Source organism: Pedobacter nototheniae (genome assembly GCF_004335085.1).
Taxonomy (GTDB): Bacteria; Bacteroidota; Bacteroidia; order Sphingobacteriales; family Sphingobacteriaceae; genus Pedobacter; species Pedobacter nototheniae.
Map to the genome: position 1 here is coordinate 288,039 of NZ_RQRS01000001.1, position 15,381 is coordinate 303,419.

13 protein-coding genes are annotated in these 15,381 nt (G+C 36.2%); 2 read left to right on the forward strand and 11 right to left on the reverse strand.

Features of this window, described 5'->3' with window-relative positions; all coding sequences use genetic code 11:
* The first annotated feature begins 53 nt into the window (after nt 1-53).
* Together EHC72_RS01290 and EHC72_RS01295 are read left to right on the forward strand one after the other, a co-directional pair.
* Complete coding sequence (locus tag EHC72_RS01290; RefSeq protein WP_165585750.1) at nt 54-2,648, forward strand: lamin tail domain-containing protein; 2,595 nt, start codon at nt 54-56, stop codon at nt 2,646-2,648.
* A gap of 35 nt (nt 2,649-2,683) precedes the next feature.
* Nucleotides 2,684-3,598, forward strand: a complete 915-nt coding sequence (locus EHC72_RS01295; RefSeq protein WP_131535669.1) for a tail fiber protein — start codon at nt 2,684-2,686, stop codon at nt 3,596-3,598.
* Nucleotides 3,599-3,705: 107 nt separating this feature from the next.
* Here EHC72_RS01295 and EHC72_RS01300 read toward each other — a convergent pair whose 3' ends face one another.
* The 11 genes from EHC72_RS01300 to EHC72_RS01350 all read right to left on the reverse strand — a co-directional run bounded on the left by EHC72_RS01300 (nt 3,706) and on the right by EHC72_RS01350 (nt 15,351).
* Nucleotides 3,706-4,578: a sugar phosphate isomerase/epimerase family protein gene (locus EHC72_RS01300; protein ID WP_131535670.1), complete on the reverse strand. Its 873-nt coding sequence runs from the start codon at nt 4,576-4,578 to the stop codon at nt 3,706-3,708.
* A gap of 11 nt (nt 4,579-4,589) precedes the next feature.
* Entirely contained in the window at nt 4,590-5,483 is an 894-nt protein-coding gene (locus tag EHC72_RS01305; RefSeq protein ID WP_131535671.1) for a hydroxypyruvate isomerase family protein, read from the reverse strand.
* The gene (locus EHC72_RS01310; protein ID WP_131535672.1) at nt 5,483-6,715 is read right to left on the reverse strand and encodes a nucleoside permease; all 1,233 of its coding nucleotides are present in this window, start codon (nt 6,713-6,715) and stop codon (nt 5,483-5,485) included. The genes EHC72_RS01305 and EHC72_RS01310 overlap by 1 nt, the downstream gene beginning before the upstream one ends.
* A gap of 163 nt (nt 6,716-6,878) precedes the next feature.
* Nucleotides 6,879-7,559 carry a 3-keto-disaccharide hydrolase gene (locus EHC72_RS01315; protein ID WP_131535673.1) on the reverse strand — a complete coding sequence of 227 codons (681 nt, stop codon included), beginning with the start codon at nt 7,557-7,559 and terminating at the stop codon, nt 6,879-6,881.
* Nucleotides 7,560-7,653: 94 nt separating this feature from the next.
* Nucleotides 7,654-9,111, reverse strand: coding sequence for a Gfo/Idh/MocA family protein (locus EHC72_RS01320; RefSeq protein ID WP_131535674.1), 1,458 nt, complete (start codon nt 9,109-9,111; stop codon nt 7,654-7,656).
* Nucleotides 9,112-9,142: 31 nt separating this feature from the next.
* Nucleotides 9,143-9,523, reverse strand: a complete 381-nt coding sequence (locus EHC72_RS01325) for a c-type cytochrome (RefSeq protein ID WP_131535675.1) — start codon at nt 9,521-9,523, stop codon at nt 9,143-9,145.
* A gap of 11 nt (nt 9,524-9,534) precedes the next feature.
* The gene (locus EHC72_RS01330) at nt 9,535-10,593 is read right to left on the reverse strand and encodes a sugar phosphate isomerase/epimerase family protein (RefSeq protein ID WP_131535676.1); all 1,059 of its coding nucleotides are present in this window, start codon (nt 10,591-10,593) and stop codon (nt 9,535-9,537) included.
* A 6-nt stretch (nt 10,594-10,599) separates the two neighbouring features.
* Nucleotides 10,600-11,757, reverse strand: a complete 1,158-nt coding sequence (locus EHC72_RS01335) for a Gfo/Idh/MocA family protein (RefSeq protein WP_131535677.1) — start codon at nt 11,755-11,757, stop codon at nt 10,600-10,602.
* A gap of 79 nt (nt 11,758-11,836) precedes the next feature.
* The gene (locus EHC72_RS01340) at nt 11,837-13,537 is read right to left on the reverse strand and encodes a GMC oxidoreductase (protein WP_170311703.1); all 1,701 of its coding nucleotides are present in this window, start codon (nt 13,535-13,537) and stop codon (nt 11,837-11,839) included.
* Nucleotides 13,538-13,574: 37 nt separating this feature from the next.
* Nucleotides 13,575-14,159, reverse strand: coding sequence for a gluconate 2-dehydrogenase subunit 3 family protein (locus EHC72_RS01345; RefSeq protein ID WP_131535679.1), 585 nt, complete (start codon nt 14,157-14,159; stop codon nt 13,575-13,577).
* A gap of 280 nt (nt 14,160-14,439) precedes the next feature.
* On the reverse strand, nt 14,440-15,351 hold the full coding sequence (locus EHC72_RS01350) for a sugar phosphate isomerase/epimerase family protein (RefSeq protein ID WP_131535680.1): 912 nt from the start codon (nt 15,349-15,351) through the stop codon (nt 14,440-14,442).
* Nucleotides 15,352-15,381 lie beyond the last annotated feature (30 nt).

Consider the following 15,381-nt stretch of genomic DNA (forward strand, 5'->3'; position numbering starts at 1 on the left):
TTAATTTTATATATTAGTAAACATTTGATATAAGTCCAAATATGCTAAAAAATTTGCTTATATCCCTATTATTGCTTTCTAAAATTGCACATTCACAGGTTGCTGATCATTTTGATGATGGTGATTTCTCCCAAAATCCGGTGTGGCTTGGTGATGTAAATTATTTTAAAATTAATACTGTCAAGCAGCTGCAGTCTTCGGGACTGCAATTGGCGGCACAAACAATTTCGCTTTCTACAGTAAACCAACAAAGTTTAAATACCAGATGGGAGTTTTCTGTACAACTTAATTTTGATCCGTCCAATACTAATTTTACAAGGATTTATCTGAGTTCAGATCAGCAGGATTTAAAAGGTGCATTAAATGGGTATTTTGTCCAAATTGGCGAAACTGGCAATGCCGATGGTTACCATTTATACCGGCAATCGGGCATTACGATAACCAAAATAATAAGCGGACCACCCAAAATAAGAGCAAATGCTGGAGTATTATTAGCAAAAATTAAGGTAACCAGAGATGATGAAGGAAATTGGGCGCTTTATACAGATATAACAGGTGGTACTAACTATAGCTTGGAAGGGAATGTTACCGACAAAACCTTTACTACATCTGCTTTTATGGGCGTAATGTGTAAATATGCCACCGCATCAAGGTTTAATCAGTATATTTTTGATGATTTTGAAGTGAACGATCTCGTACCCGATATTACTGCCCCAACTTTAAAAAATTTAACGGTAATAGATGCTTTAAATTTAGATATTTCCTTTTCAGAGCCATTAGAAAATTCGTCAGCATTGTTAACGGCTAATTATAGTTTATCAAATTATGGTAGTCCAATTAAAGTTGAAGCTACCACCTTAGCCAATACTTATCGTTTAACTTTTTCATCAACACTAGAAACCAAAAATTATAGTTTAACGGTAAACAATGTAACTGACAAAAAGGGGAATATGATAGCTGCAAATAGCAATATTAATTTCTTTTATATAAAGCCTTATGTAGCCAGATATGGTGATGTGGTTATAAACGAAATATTTGCGAACCCGGTTGCTAATGTAACTTTACCTCAAAAAGAGTTTGTAGAGCTTTGGAATACCACGAATGAATACATTTTAACCAAGGGCTGGAAATATGGCGATCAAAATTCAACATTCACATTTTTAATAGATACAATAAAGCCAAACGAACATGTTATTTTATGCGCAAAAGCTGATATTTCTTTATTTAAAGTTTATGGAAAAACTATTGGACTTTCGCCTTGGTCGAGTTTAAATAATAACCATGATATTTTAACCCTCAGAAATGCAGCAGACGAAATAATTAACAAAGTAACGTATTACGATACTTGGTATAAGGATGATGCGAAAAAGAAGGGTGGTTTTAGTTTGGAATTAATCGACCCAAAGAATGTTTGCACGGGTATTCAAAATTGGATGGCGAGTACTGATGTAACTGGCGGAACTCCTGGAAAGCAAAACTCAGTTTATCGTTCTCAAATAAGTACTGAAGTGCCGAAATTGATAAGCGCAAGCATTACTGATAATGTTACTATTTCAATTCAATTTTCAAAAGCAGTTGATAGTTTGTCGGCTTCCCAATTAACAAATTATTCGATAAACAATGGTATTGGAAACCCGACAAGTGTTATTGTGGGGTCGCCTTTATTTAATTCTGCAGTTTTAAAATTTGCACTGCCTTTAACAAGAGGGGTAGAGCATGCTCTGGTTGTAGAAGGAATAACAGATTGTGCAGGTAATTTAATTAATGCTCCAACAAATACTGCAAAGCTATTTATTGCAAAGGAGACGGGAATTAATGATTTGTTAATTTCAGAGGTTTTATTTAATCCCAAAGCATCTGGAGTAGATTTTATAGAAATTTACAATGCTACCGATCATGTTTTAGATTTGAAAGATTTGCAAATAGCCAATGTAGATTTACTTGGAAAACCAGCAAATATAAAAAAGGTTTCTGCGGTAAATCTCTTAATTCTGCCCAGCGCATATTGGGTGTTGAGTAGCAATTCTGATCAGGTAAGGTCAAATTACTTTAGTGAACATCCTGATCATTTTACACAGTTAAGTAGTATGCCAGTTTATAATAATGAAAAGGGAACGGTGATTTTGCTGAACAATGATTTAATGATAGATCAATTTAATTATGATGCCAAAATGCATATTCCATTATTGCAAAATGTAGATGGCGTATCATTAGAAAGGGTTTCATTTACAAAAGGCGCTAATGAATCAGGGAACTTTAAATCAGCTGCAGCCTCCGTTGGTTTTGCTACGCCCGGTTATAAAAACTCTCAGGAAATAAATGGCGAAGAAAGTTATGTGAAACTTTTATCTAAAACCTTTTCTCCAGATAACGATGGTTTTGAAGATTTACTTCAACTCGATTATCAGCTTTCAGAAAATGCAAACTTGGCAACAATCAATATATTTACAGATAAGGGTATATTAGTTAAGAAGTTGCTGAAAAATCAAACAGTAGGAACAAAGGGAAGTATTTTTTGGGATGGTTTGAATGAAAATGCACAACTTTCAGGTATTGGCATTTATGTATTAACATTTGATGTTTTTGATTTGAATGGAAATACTAAGCGATATAAAAATACTTTTGTACTGGCTTCAAAATTAAATTAAGTCTATATTTTAAACATAAAAAAATAAAATTAATTATGGAAAAAAAACATCTATTTCTTGCTCTTACATTATTCTCCCTAAATGGTTTTGCACAAAATACTTTCCCTACTAATGGTAATGTTGGAATAGGTACTCTAAATCCTCAACATAGTATAGAGGTTACAGGCGAGGGTAAGATAGCAACAACAGTTATTACTAATTCTAATAGTCCTTTGCCTAATTCAAGTATTTTATCTTCCACTGCTGGTTTTAATAATTTTTTTGGAGTAGATGGACTATGGACTTCCAAATATTTTGGAATAAAAACTGATGGAACCTTTGTTACAATGGGAGGAAATGTTGGGATTGGAACATTAAATCCTCAACATGGAATAGAGGTTGCAAGTGATGGCAAAATAGCAGCAACAGTTATTACCAGTTCGAATAGCCCTTTGCCTAATTCGAGTGTTATGTTTTCCATTGCTGGTTTTAATAATTTTTTTGGCGTAGATGGATTATGGACTTCAAAATACTTTGGTCTAAAAACCGATGGAACCTTCGTAACAATGGGAGGCAATGTAGGTATCGGTACCACAACACCAGATTCCAAATTGACTGTTAAAGGAAAAATACATGCAGAAGAGATAAAAGTAGATATAAATGTACCTGGACCAGACTACGTATTTGAAGAAAACTATTCACTTTTGCACCTTAGTGAGGTTGAGAATTATATTAAAATTAATAAACATTTGCCTGAAATACCTTCAGCAAAGAATATGGAAAAGAATGGCATTAATCTTAGTGAAATGAATATGCTATTACTTAAAAAGATAGAAGAACTAACACTTCATTTAATAGAAAAAGATAAAGAAATTCAGAAGCAAAAAAAACAAATAGGTGCTATCTCTGAACAAATCAACTTATTAACGAAGGAATTTGGTAAATTAAGTAAAAACCAAGAGAAGCTTTAATTTTCGATAAATTGCTTGATCATAGTCTTCTAATTCCTATTTACTTAGCTAAGTTTCTGAGGGGAGTATCGGATGAGTTTATTTTAAAGCTCATCCGATAATAAAGGTTATATTAAACTCTTTTTAATATAAGTGCAACTAGCTGTAACCGATCCTAATGGGTTTGGTTTATAATTGGTTTCGTGCTCTACAAAGAAATGTTTCATGCCAGATAATTTTGCATCGGCAAAAATAGTTTTGAAATCGATAGATCCTGTTCCAACTTCAGCATTAAGTGCTGGATTTGTTTTGTCCATATCCTTAACATGCCACATGGTAAAACGACCTGGGTTTTCTTTAAACAATTTAATTGGATCGTTGCCAGAACGCACTACCCAATATAAATCCAATTCAAAATCTACCAGATTTTTATCCGTATTTTTTAATAAAATTTCATAGCCTGTAGTATCTCCATGTTTTTCAAATTCGAAATTGTGGTTATGATACGCTAATCTTAAACCAGCATCCTTGCACATTTTTCCGGCGATGTTAATTCTTTCGGCTATTTTTTTATAATCTTCAGCGCTTTTTCTGATATGCTCATCCAACCATGGAATGGTTACATACTCACTTTTTAAAACTTTGGCGGCAGCAATTGCAGCTTTAAGTTCGTCAGTATTTCCATCGGCAAGGAAAGAACCTAAACCGTAATGACCACTAACAGCTTTTAAGCCGTTATCATCTAAAATTTTCTTTAACTGAGTTGGTGTTAGGCCCCAGAATTGATCTTTAATTGAAAAACCATAAGTTTCTACTTCACCAAAACCTGCTTTTGCTACTTTTTCTAAAGTACCTTTAACATCTTTAGGAAGTTCATCTCTTAAAGAGTAAAGTTGTAAACCTACTTTCCTTTTCACGGCTGCGAAAGCCAATGAAGGAATTAAGAATGCAGCTGCCGCAGCCATACTGCTATTGATTAAAAAACTTCTTCTTGATAACATATTTTAAAATATTAAATGTCGCAAATAGATATAGCCTTTTTTAAGGATGCTAACTTATCTACGTTTTTTGGAATAAACTCTTGAGCAACAAATCCACTAAAGCCCGTTTCGGCGATAGCTTTCATTATTGCAGGATAATATAATTCTTGTGTTTCATCAATTTCATTACGTCCAGGAACACCCGCGGTGTGGTAATGTGCAATATATTGATGATTATTTTTGATGTTGCTAATTACATTGCCTTCATCAATTTGCATATGATAAATATCATAAAGCAACTTAAAATTTTCTGAGCCCAGGCGTTTAGCCAATTCTACACCCCAAGCAGTGGTATCACATTGATAATCTTTATGGTTAACCTTGCTGTTTAAAAGCTCCATAACCAAAACTACATTGTGTTTTTCTGCCAGTGGCATAAGTTTTTTTAAGCCTTGTACGCAGTTATTCCAACCAATTTCATCGCTTTTTCCACGTTTGTTGCCACTAAAACAGATTAGATTTTTATACCCAGCCTCAGCAACCAATGGAATCATGGCTGAATAATTTTTAATTAATGTTTCATGAAATGCTGTATCATTAAAACCATCAACTAAATTAATTTCGGCACCATTACACATAGAAGAGGTTAGACCATGTTTTTTAAGTGTTGGCCAATCTTTTGGTCCAACTAAATCGATACCTTTTAAGCCTAGTTTTTTAGCTTCAACGCAAAGTGTATCCACATCTAAATCACTAAAGCACCATCGGCATACGGAGTGATTTATATTTCCTTTTAGTTTCGCCGATGGTTGATTTAAATCTTGTTGATCCATTGCTAATGCAGAAAAGCCTGAAGAAACACCTATGGCAGCGGTACCTGCAAGGATTCCTTTTAATGCTGTTCTTCTATTTAAATTAGTTCCCATTATGCTTCTTTTAATTCTGATTTTGTTTTATCATTAAATAAAACGGCAAATAATAAGAATACAACAGCGGCAATACCTGCAGGGATAATCCAAACCATTTTCCAATCGGTTACGGCTCCGGTTTTATACATATCAGTAATTAACCCGGCTACTTTAAAACCAATAAGCATACCAACGCCATAAGTGGCCAGAGTGATGATTCCTTGTGCTGCGCTTTTAAATTTTTCTCCTGCTTTTGAATTGGTATAAATCTGACCTGATACGAAGAAGAAATCGTAGCAAACGCCATGAAGCGCAATTCCTATAATCAGCATAAAACTTAAACTACCTGCATTGCCATATGCAAATAGCAAATATCGAACTGCCCAGGCCAACATACCTACTATAATGGTTTTCTTAAAACCATACTTTGAAAAGAATACAGGGATAGCTAATAAAAATAACGCTTCAGAAACCTGACCGATTGCCATTTTACCTGTTGGGTTGGATACTTTAATATCTGCAAGGAAAAGACCTGCATTTTGATAGTAAAAAGCTAAGGGAATACAAATTAGGATTGATGAAATAAAGAAAATTGCAAAATTTTTGTCTTTTAACAATTTTAATGCATCTAAACCTAAAATATCACCTATTTTAATTTTTTCGTTTTTAGCTACTTTTGGAGGGGTAGCAGGTAGCGTAAAGCTAAATAAACCTAGTACTAAGGAAGCTATTCCTGCCATTAAAAATGTACTTTTTAACAGGCCGGCCTTAATACCTTCTGGTGAATCCCAATGAAATGCAAAGCTGATTAGTAAACCGGCAATGATCCAACCGATTGTACCGAATACCCTGATGTTTGCAAATTCTTTTTCTGCATCTTTCATTTGGTTAAAAGAAACTGAATTAACTAATGCCAGAGTAGGCATAAATAAAATCATGTAGCCTAAAACATAAGGATAGAAAACTGCAACATCTGGTGCATTATACATTTGATACATCAAAATAGCACCTATAATGTGTAAAATACCTAAAATTCTTTCGGCATTGAAATATCTATCGGCAATAAGGCCAATTATAAATGGAGCAATGATGGCCCCCCAAGATTGAGTTGAAAATACAGAACCAATTTCGGAATTGGTTGCCTTTAAGTTATTGTTTAAGAAAGCTCCTAAAGTAACAAACCATGCGCCCCAGATAAAAAATTCTAGGAACATCATGGCAGAGAGTTTAAAGCGAGTAGTGCTATTCATTTGGTTTATATAAGGTTATTTAAGATATAAGGTTAAAGGTATAGGGTGTAAGGTTAATGTGAAAGTGGGTAAACTTTATGCTTTCCTGCCTTCAAACTCAAATATTTGATTAAAGCGAAAGAAAGGAAACCTTCAGTCTTCTGCCTTTTACCTTCTACCTTAGTTATAGTTCTTTAATCAGGATGTTTTTGAACCAAACTTCATCACCATGATCCTGAAGTGCAATTTTTCCAGTTTTATAGGTTCCAAAACCTTCCCATTTGGCAAATTTACTTCCAGCGATTAAAGCTTTCCAGTTTTCATCCCAAAGTGTAGTATTAACCGTTTTAACACCGTTTAATATTAAGGTTAATTTACCATTTTTACTGATAATTTCTGCAGTATTCCATTCGCCAACTGGTTTAACTGGCTCCGAATAACTTTTAATTAAATCGTATAAATCTCCAGAGCGGTGTTTGGTTATTTTACCATCTGGGTGACCATCATTATCCAATACCTGCATTTCTGGTCCGGTAGAGTAAGTTGCGTGGAACTTAGGATCTTCGTGAACAAAGAAAATAATACCGCTGTTAGATTTTGGAGCAACTTTCCAATCTAGTTTTAAATGGAAGTTAGAATATTCTTTATCGGTAACTAAATCGCCACCTCCATCTTGTCCTTTTTTAGCAGGATCTAAATGTAAAGCACCATCTTGTACCTGCCATGCGCTGCCAACAGTTGTTTTGTTGTAAGTATGCCAGCCGGTTGTAGTTTTGCCATCAAATAAAGGTTTAAAACCTTTTTGAGCTTTTGTTATTTGAGTTACTGCAAGTAGAATGCATGCAGAAAGGAAGATTTTTTTCATTTTTTTCATATTTGTCGTCATTGCGAGGTACGAAGCAATCTTTATGCTAGGGAAAGATTGCTTCGTACCTCGCAATGACGAATGTGCTTATTAATTAAAGAGTTAAATTATTCCAGCCTTTACGATATTCACGTTTAACAAATTGGTTGGCTTCATCAAAATTGGTAATCTTCATGTTGTCATTATCCCAAAGCATTTTCATGTATCTGCCAGGATAAGAATCTTTTCCGTTTACTGATTTTTTAATGTCGAAACTTCTAATGGCTAAGTTGGCCATTAATAAAGCTTCGGTAAGCGGGCCAGCAATTTCGAAAGGAGAACTTACTTCTTGTTTGCCATAACCTGCAATTGCGGCTTCTACCCATTGAGCGTAGTGACCATCCGCACCGCCTTTAACACGGGCGTATTTTGCTGGCACTTTAATATCCTTATTTCTGCTTAAAGGCAATAATTTTGGATTTGCACTATAGGTTTCACTCATCATTTTACCTTTTGTACCGATAAATAAAGTTCCGTTACCGCCATCACCAAAAGTTTCATTTGCTTCCAATTCTTCAGGACGTTCTGGTTGTATACCACCATCCATCCAATGTAAAGTTACATCGCCTTTTGTTTTATTAGTTTTAGGGAATTTTAATGTTACGTGACTTGATGGGGGGCAACTTTCAGGGAAATAGCCACGTTTAAACTCATCAACATATACAGAGCCAACGCTGGCTTCAACCTCTTTAGCATATTTTAAGTTTAACACACTAAAAGGAGCTTCAATTAGATGGCAACCCATATCTCCTAATGCTCCAGTTCCGTAATCCCACCAGCCACGCCAGTTAAAAGGAACCAGTTTATCAACATAATCCTTCTCTGGCGCTGTTCCTAACCATAAATTCCAATTTAGTTCTTTTGGTATTTCAGCTTTTGTTGTTGGCCAAGGAATGCCTTGAGGCCATACCGGGCGATTTGTCCATGCGTAAACTGTATGCACATCACCAATTAAGCCAGCTTCATACCACTCTTTCATTTGTCTTGGCCCATCGTTAGATGCACCTTGATTACCCATTTGAGTAACCACTTTATATTTTTTTGCTGCGGCAGTTAAAATACGAGCTTCGTAAATATCGTGCGTTAAAGGTTTTTGTACATACACATGTTTGCCCAATTGCATGGCCGCTAAAGTTTGGATGGCATGGTTATGGTCTGGTGTAGATACAGAAACTGCATCAAAATTTTTGTGTTCTTTATCCAGCATTTCACGCCAGTCTTTATAGTATTTTGCCTTCGGAAAAGCTTTTACACTATTTGCTGCACGGCGATCATCTACATCACATAAGAAAGCAATATCGGCCTTGCCGCTTTTGGCAAACATGGCAATATCACTTTGTCCTTTTCCACCCACACCAATTCCAGCAACTAAAAGGCGATCACTTGGTGCTAAAAATCCTTTTCCACCTAAAACATGGCGTGGAACGATCATAAAAGCTGCCGCAGCAATTGCACTTGTTTTAATAAAATCACGTCGGTTACTCGTGTTTTTATTGTCTTGCTCTGTTTTCATAATTAGGGAAGTTTATATCGGTTATCTGGTTTTATTTTTTCAATGATAAAATATATTTAACCATCAATTTAGCGTCGTCTTTTTTAACGGTAGGGTGGGCGGTCATCGGCATGCTTCCCCAAACACCAGTACCACCTTTAATGATTTTATCAGCAAGATAGTTGATGTTTTTTTCATTGGCTGGATATTTCTTTGCGATTTCTACGTATGCAGGACCGATAATTTTATTTGTTTTATTGTGGCAACCGATACAATCTGATTTATTAATCAATTTTTCGCCAGTTGACATTTGAAATGCGTGACTGTTTAACGTTGATGTTGCAATAACTGCTTTCTCTTTCTCTAAATCTGCTTTCGAAAATGACGCCATGAATATGACTACAGCGCCTAAAATTAAAAATGTTTTTTTCATTGTGTGTGTTGTTAATTGTTTAATCCTAATATTCTTTTATTGAAAGCGCTATCACTTCCTGATGCGGCAAAATCATCAAATGCCTTATCAGTTACGTTAATAATGTGGTTTTTTATAAATTCTGATCCTTCGCGGGCACCATCTTCCTGATTTTTAATGCAACATTCCCATTCCATTACTGCCCAGCCCTTAAAATCGTATTGGGCAAGTTTGCTGAAAATGGTTTTAAAATCTACCTGTCCATCGCCTGGCGAACGATAACGCCCAGCTCGGTTTGCCCAGCTTTGGTACCCGCCAAATGTGCCTTGTTTACCAGTAGGATTAAATTCAGCATCTTTTACGTGAAAAGCTTTAATGCGTTCATGGTAAAAATCAATGTATTGGATATAATCCAATTGTTGCAATACAAAGTGAGATGGATCGTATAATAAACATGCTCTTGGATGATTGTTAACAGCTTTTAGAAACATTTCATAAGTTTCGCCATCAAATAAATCTTCACCTGGGTGTATTTCATAACAAACATCTACGCCGCATTGGTCAAATTCATTTAAAATTGGTGTCCAGCGTTTAGCAAGTTCAGCAAAACCTTCCTCAACCAAGCCTGCCGGGCGCTGTGGCCATGGATGAAAATATTGCCATAACAAAGAGCCACTAAAGGTTGCATGAGCATTTAAACCCAAATTTTGTGATGCCTTAGCTGCATATTTTAATTGTTGTACTGCCCATTCTGTTCTTGCTTTTGGATTTTTATGAAGTTCTTTTGGTGCAAAGGCATTAAACAAATCATCATAAGCAGGGTGTACTGCAACTAGTTGCCCTTGTAAGTGGGTAGAAAGTTCGGTAATTTCTAATCCATAAGAAGCAATAGTTCCTTTTAACTCATCTGCATAGGTTTTACTTTCCGCAGCTTTTTGTAAATCGATAAACCTTGGATCTAAAGTTGGCATCTGGATGCCTTTAAAGCCTAATCCGGCTGCCCATTTACATATATTGTCAAGGGAATTAAACGGCGCTTCATCGCTAATAAATTGTGCTAGAAATACCGCTGGTCCTTTTATTGTTGTCATTTTTATTTAGATTTTAAAGTCTAACCATTTTTGATCTGATTTACCAGAGGCAATTACATTTTCTATAAAAGCCATTCCACGCACACCATCATCTGCACCAGGGAAATCAAGCATTTCGGCAGTAGCCTCCTTACCTTCAAGCTTTGCTGATAAAGTAAGGGCAAAGTTTTTATATAGATTGGCGAAAGCCTCTAAATAACCCTCAGGGTGCCCACCAGGAGTGCGAGTGTTAAAAGCGGCAACCTGATTTAGATAACCACCACCTGTACGATAAATTTGTGTGGGTGCATCAAGCCACTTTACCAATAAAGTGTTAGGTTCCATTTGATGCCATTCCAAACCACCTTTTTCACCATAAACTTTAATTTTTAATGCATTTTCTTCACCTGCAGCAATTTGCGAAGCCACAAGAATTCCGTTAGCACCGTTGTCAAATTTTAACAACACATTGCCATCATCATCCAGCTGCCTGCCTTCTACAACAATGTTGATGTCAGCGCAAAGTTTCGAAATTTTTAATCCAGAAATGTATTCAGCAAGTTGCGCAGCATGAGTACCAATATCGCCCATGCAGCCACTAATGCCACTTTTTGATGGATCGGTTCGCCATGCGGCCTGTTTATTATCATCTTTTTCTGATAAGGTACTTAGCCAGCCCTGAGGATATTCTACCATTACCTTTCTTATTTTTCCAAAAAGTTGGTCGGCAACCATTTTACGGGCCTGTTTCACCATTGGGTAGCCAGAGTAAGTGTGGGTAAGGCATAAAATTAAACCAGTTTCGTTTACCTTTTGCTGAAGTTTTTTGGCTTCATCAAGGGTAAGTGTCATTGGTTTATCGATTAAAACATTAAAACCATGTTCTAAAGCAAGCATTGCAGGTGCAAAATGCGCAAAGTTAGGGGTAACGATGCTTACAAAATCCATGCGTTTTCCAATAGGAAGATTACTTTCAGTCTTAATCATTTCTTCATAAGAGCTGTAGCATTTATCTTCGGGAAGGAATAAATCTTTACCAGATGCTTTTGAAGTTTCCGCATTGGAGCTAAATGCCCCACAGTGTAACTCGATTAAGCCATCTATATTTGCAGCAATACGATGAACGGCGCCTATAAAGGCATTTTTCCCGCCACCAATCATGCCCATTTTTAATTTTCTATTCATACGGAATCAGGTTTAGGGCTTAAGGCTTAAGGCGTAAAATTTAAAACCTTACACCTTAAGCCTTTTACCTTACACCCTTTTAGATATTCTTTTTCTTTAATTCTTTAACAGCATAATCTGCAGCACGTGCGGTAAGCGCCATAAAGGTTAATGATGGGTTTTGACAAGCGATAGAAGGCATGCACGATCCATCGGTAACAAACACATTGTTTACTTCGTGCATTTGGTTCCATTTGTTCAAAACAGATGTTTTTGGATCGTTGCCCATTCTGGCGGTACCCATTTCGTGAATAGCCATACCTGGATAACAGCCAGCATCATACGTTTTAATATTTTTCATGCCCGCTGCTTCAAGCATTTCTGCTGCATCGTTCATCATATCAACACGCATTTTTTTCTCGTTTTCTTTGTATTCGCAATCAATTGCCAATACTGGTTGTCCCCATTTATCTTTTTTGGTTTTATCAATGTAAACCTTGTTTTCATAGTATGGCAACATTTCACCGAAACCACCTAATCCCATCGACCATTTTCCTGGGGTAGTCATTTTTTCTTTAAGATCAGCACCAAAAGAAAGCTCGGCTACATCATTTTGCCAGTTGCTTCTGCTTGCACCACCTTGATAACCGAAACCACGTAAATAATCACGTTTATCGTTACCTATATTTTGATACCTTGGTACATAAACACCGTTTGCACGACGACCGTAAGTATATTTATCATCAAAACCTTCAGCTTCGCCAGATGCGCCACAGCGGAAATGGTGATCCATTAAGTTATGTCCTAATTGTCCGCTGGCATTACCTAAACCATTTGGATGTGCTTCTGACGTTGAGTTTAATAAAATGAATGTAGAGCCTAAAGTAGAGCCATTAACGAAAACAATTTTAGCGTAAAACTCCATTGTTTTATTGGTTTGGGCATCAATAACCATTACACCTTTAGCTTTTTTAGTGTTTTTATCGTAAATAATATGGTTTACGATTGAATACGGTCTAAGTGTTAGGCGTTTAGTTGCCATTGCTGCAGGAAGTGTTGATGATTGAGTGCTGAAATAAGCACCAAATGGGCAACCGCGGCTACATAAATTTCTGTACTGGCAATTTCCACGACCTTTATGTGGTACCGTTAAGTTGGCAACACGACCAATGGTAATGATACGTTCTCTTTTATAGTGCTCTTCTACGCGGGCTTTAACTGATTTTTCAACACAGTTTAAATCCATTGGAGGTAAAAATTGTCCGTCAGGGCAAGTTGGCCAGTTTTCATTTTGACCACTGATACCGGCAAAGCGCTCGGCGTAATCATACCATGGAGATAATTCTTTATAACGCACAGGCCAATCGTTTCCGTGACCATCTTTAGCGTTATCTTCAAAGTTATGATCGCTTAAACGATAGCTTTGGCGGCCCCACATTAATGATTTACCACCAACGTGAAAACCACGATACCAATCGAAGCGTTTATCTTCTGTATACGGGCATTCTAAATCGTTTACCCACCATTTTTCTGTTGCTTCGTTATATGGATAATCTCTTTTTTGCACTGGGTGAGTTCTTTTCATCTCCTCGGTTAATTTCCCTGCGTGCTTAATATCCCATGGGTTTTTCATGGCAGAATCATAGTCTTTAATGTGTTCTATATTCATGCCTCTTTCAAGCATTAAAACACGAAGACCTTTTTCTGTTAATTCTTTTGCAGCCCAGCCGCCACTAATCCCCGATCCTATAACAATAGCATCGTATGTATTTTCTGCTTTTAAATTCGTATTTAAATTCATGATGTTTTGCTCGAAGTTTGTTGTAGTTGATTATTAATTAGGTTGCCCAAGATCTTTGACCTGGTTTTAAAGGTGCGCTACCATCGTACCTGCCGGGAATAAGAACATATTCTCTTGCTTTGGTACAACCAATTTCTGATGAATAATAACCTAGAAGTGTTAAGTCTCTTGCGGTAATAAAGAAATAGGCGAGGTCTTTATTCTCATCAGCTTTATTTTCTTTTTGTGCAAGAGTTATGGTTCTAACATCTCCCATAAATTTTTCACGATCAGGAACGGTTAATAGCGCAAAACTTTTACCGAAATCTTTGTTTGATTTTGCTTCAAAGGCAGCAAAACCCTTGGCAAATGATGTTTGCATCTCCTTAGGATAACAATCTTTAATCATCATAGGAATAAAAGTTCCTAATCCTGCGGCTTTCGCTCCAGCTGATGATTTGGTTGTTGGAACAATGATATCAGCAAATTCTGCTAAGACCTTTTCCTGCTCGGGTGTAAATGAAACAAAATTCTTCTCATTTTCGGGCAAGGTAAAACTCTCAAACAAAACGCCCATAGTGCTTGCTGAGATGGCTCCGCCCAGCAATAAGGCAACGCTTTTTAGTGCTTCTCTTCTTTGCATCGTCTTTATGATTTTATATATTGGTTATCTATGTGTTGAATTAGTAATATTAGAAAAAATATGGGAGAAACAGGTTGCAAAAACCGGGAAATTATTAGTGTGCAATACGATTGTTACCCCGTAGAATTATTCTAAATAAATTGATTTTGTTGCCTTTTAGCTATTACTAAATCGTTTTTTACTTCTTAATATCCTTCGTGTATATTGTACATTAAGATTATTTGTACCTTATAAAATAGCAACATAGCAACAATGATGAATTTTCAGCCGTGTAAAATACCTAAATCAGATTATTTTTTATGTAGTTATAACTCTCTGAAATACTTTGGTAAGGGTCCTTTTTAATTACATCCTGCTCGGTAAAAATATAATCCAATCCGGCAAGTTTAGCCTGGGCAAAAATGCTTTTGAAATCTATTCTTCCTGATCCTACTTCAGCAAAAATAGTTTTGTCTTGCTTATCCATATCCTTTACATGAAAAAGGTTATAACGACCAGGGTTCTTTTTAAACATTTCAATAGGATCTAATCCGGCATTAACCGCCCAAAATAAATCAAGCTCAAAGCTAACTAGTTTTGGATCAGTTTCTTTAAGTAAAATATCGTATCCTGTTTGTCCACCACCTTGGTCTTTAAATTCAAAGTTGTGGTTATGGTAACCCAATTTTAAGCCTGATTTTCGGCATAGTTCTGCCGCTGTATTAAACTTGGAAGCCATTTTTTTATAATCATCCACTGTTCCCGCTGTTCTTACATTGGGAGGCAGGGCAGGAATGATGAAATATTTTTGCCCAACTGTTGCTGCGGTTTCAATGTATTGTTTCAAAAGTTTATCATCACCGCTGATTAAGAATTCTGTTGTATTGTAATGCCCGCTTGGGGAGGTTAAATTATTTGATTGCAACAAGGCGTTAAAATCCTTCGCTTCCAAGCCCCAAAAGCCCTTTACTTCGTATTTCCCTGGATAGCCATAGTAGGTTTCTACCTGGTTATAACCAATTTTGGCTACTTTGGTAATGGTTTCAGTTACATTTGCTGTTAACTGTTCTCTTAAAGTAAACAGTTGAATCCCAATTTTAGAAATTTTAAGGTTGCTGTTATTGGCTAACGCTGAAGTAATTATAGATGGGCTTAAAAACGCTGCTGCTGCAGCTACACCTGCTCTTTGCAAAAATGTTCTTCTATTTGTCATGTTGTTAAATTAAAAAGCCAGCGCTATTAA

Bases quoted from the DNA above. Each gene is read 5' to 3' on its own strand.
- EHC72_RS01300 (WP_131535670.1), bottom strand. From the start codon at position 4,578: ATGTTATCAAGAAGAAGTTTTTTAATCAATAGCAGTATGGCTGCGGCA.
- EHC72_RS01335 (WP_131535677.1), bottom strand. From the start codon at position 11,757: ATGAATAGAAAATTAAAAATGGGCATGATTGGTGGCGGGAAAAATGCC.
- EHC72_RS01305 (WP_131535671.1), bottom strand. From the start codon at position 5,483: ATGGGAACTAATTTAAATAGAAGAACAGCATTAAAAGGAATCCTTGCA.
- EHC72_RS01330 (WP_131535676.1), bottom strand. From the start codon at position 10,593: ATGACAACAATAAAAGGACCAGCGGTATTTCTAGCACAATTTATTAGC.
- EHC72_RS01340 (WP_170311703.1), bottom strand. From the start codon at position 13,537: ATGAATTTAAATACGAATTTAAAAGCAGAAAATACATACGATGCTATT.
- EHC72_RS01310 (WP_131535672.1), bottom strand. From the start codon at position 6,715: ATGAATAGCACTACTCGCTTTAAACTCTCTGCCATGATGTTCCTAGAA.
- EHC72_RS01320 (WP_131535674.1), bottom strand. From the start codon at position 9,111: ATGAAAACAGAGCAAGACAATAAAAACACGAGTAACCGACGTGATTTT.
- EHC72_RS01295 (WP_131535669.1), top strand. From the start codon at position 2,684: ATGGAAAAAAAACATCTATTTCTTGCTCTTACATTATTCTCCCTAAAT.
- EHC72_RS01345 (WP_131535679.1), bottom strand. From the start codon at position 14,159: ATGCAAAGAAGAGAAGCACTAAAAAGCGTTGCCTTATTGCTGGGCGGA.
- EHC72_RS01325 (WP_131535675.1), bottom strand. From the start codon at position 9,523: ATGAAAAAAACATTTTTAATTTTAGGCGCTGTAGTCATATTCATGGCG.
- EHC72_RS01350 (WP_131535680.1), bottom strand. From the start codon at position 15,351: ATGACAAATAGAAGAACATTTTTGCAAAGAGCAGGTGTAGCTGCAGCA.
- EHC72_RS01315 (WP_131535673.1), bottom strand. From the start codon at position 7,559: ATGAAAAAAATCTTCCTTTCTGCATGCATTCTACTTGCAGTAACTCAA.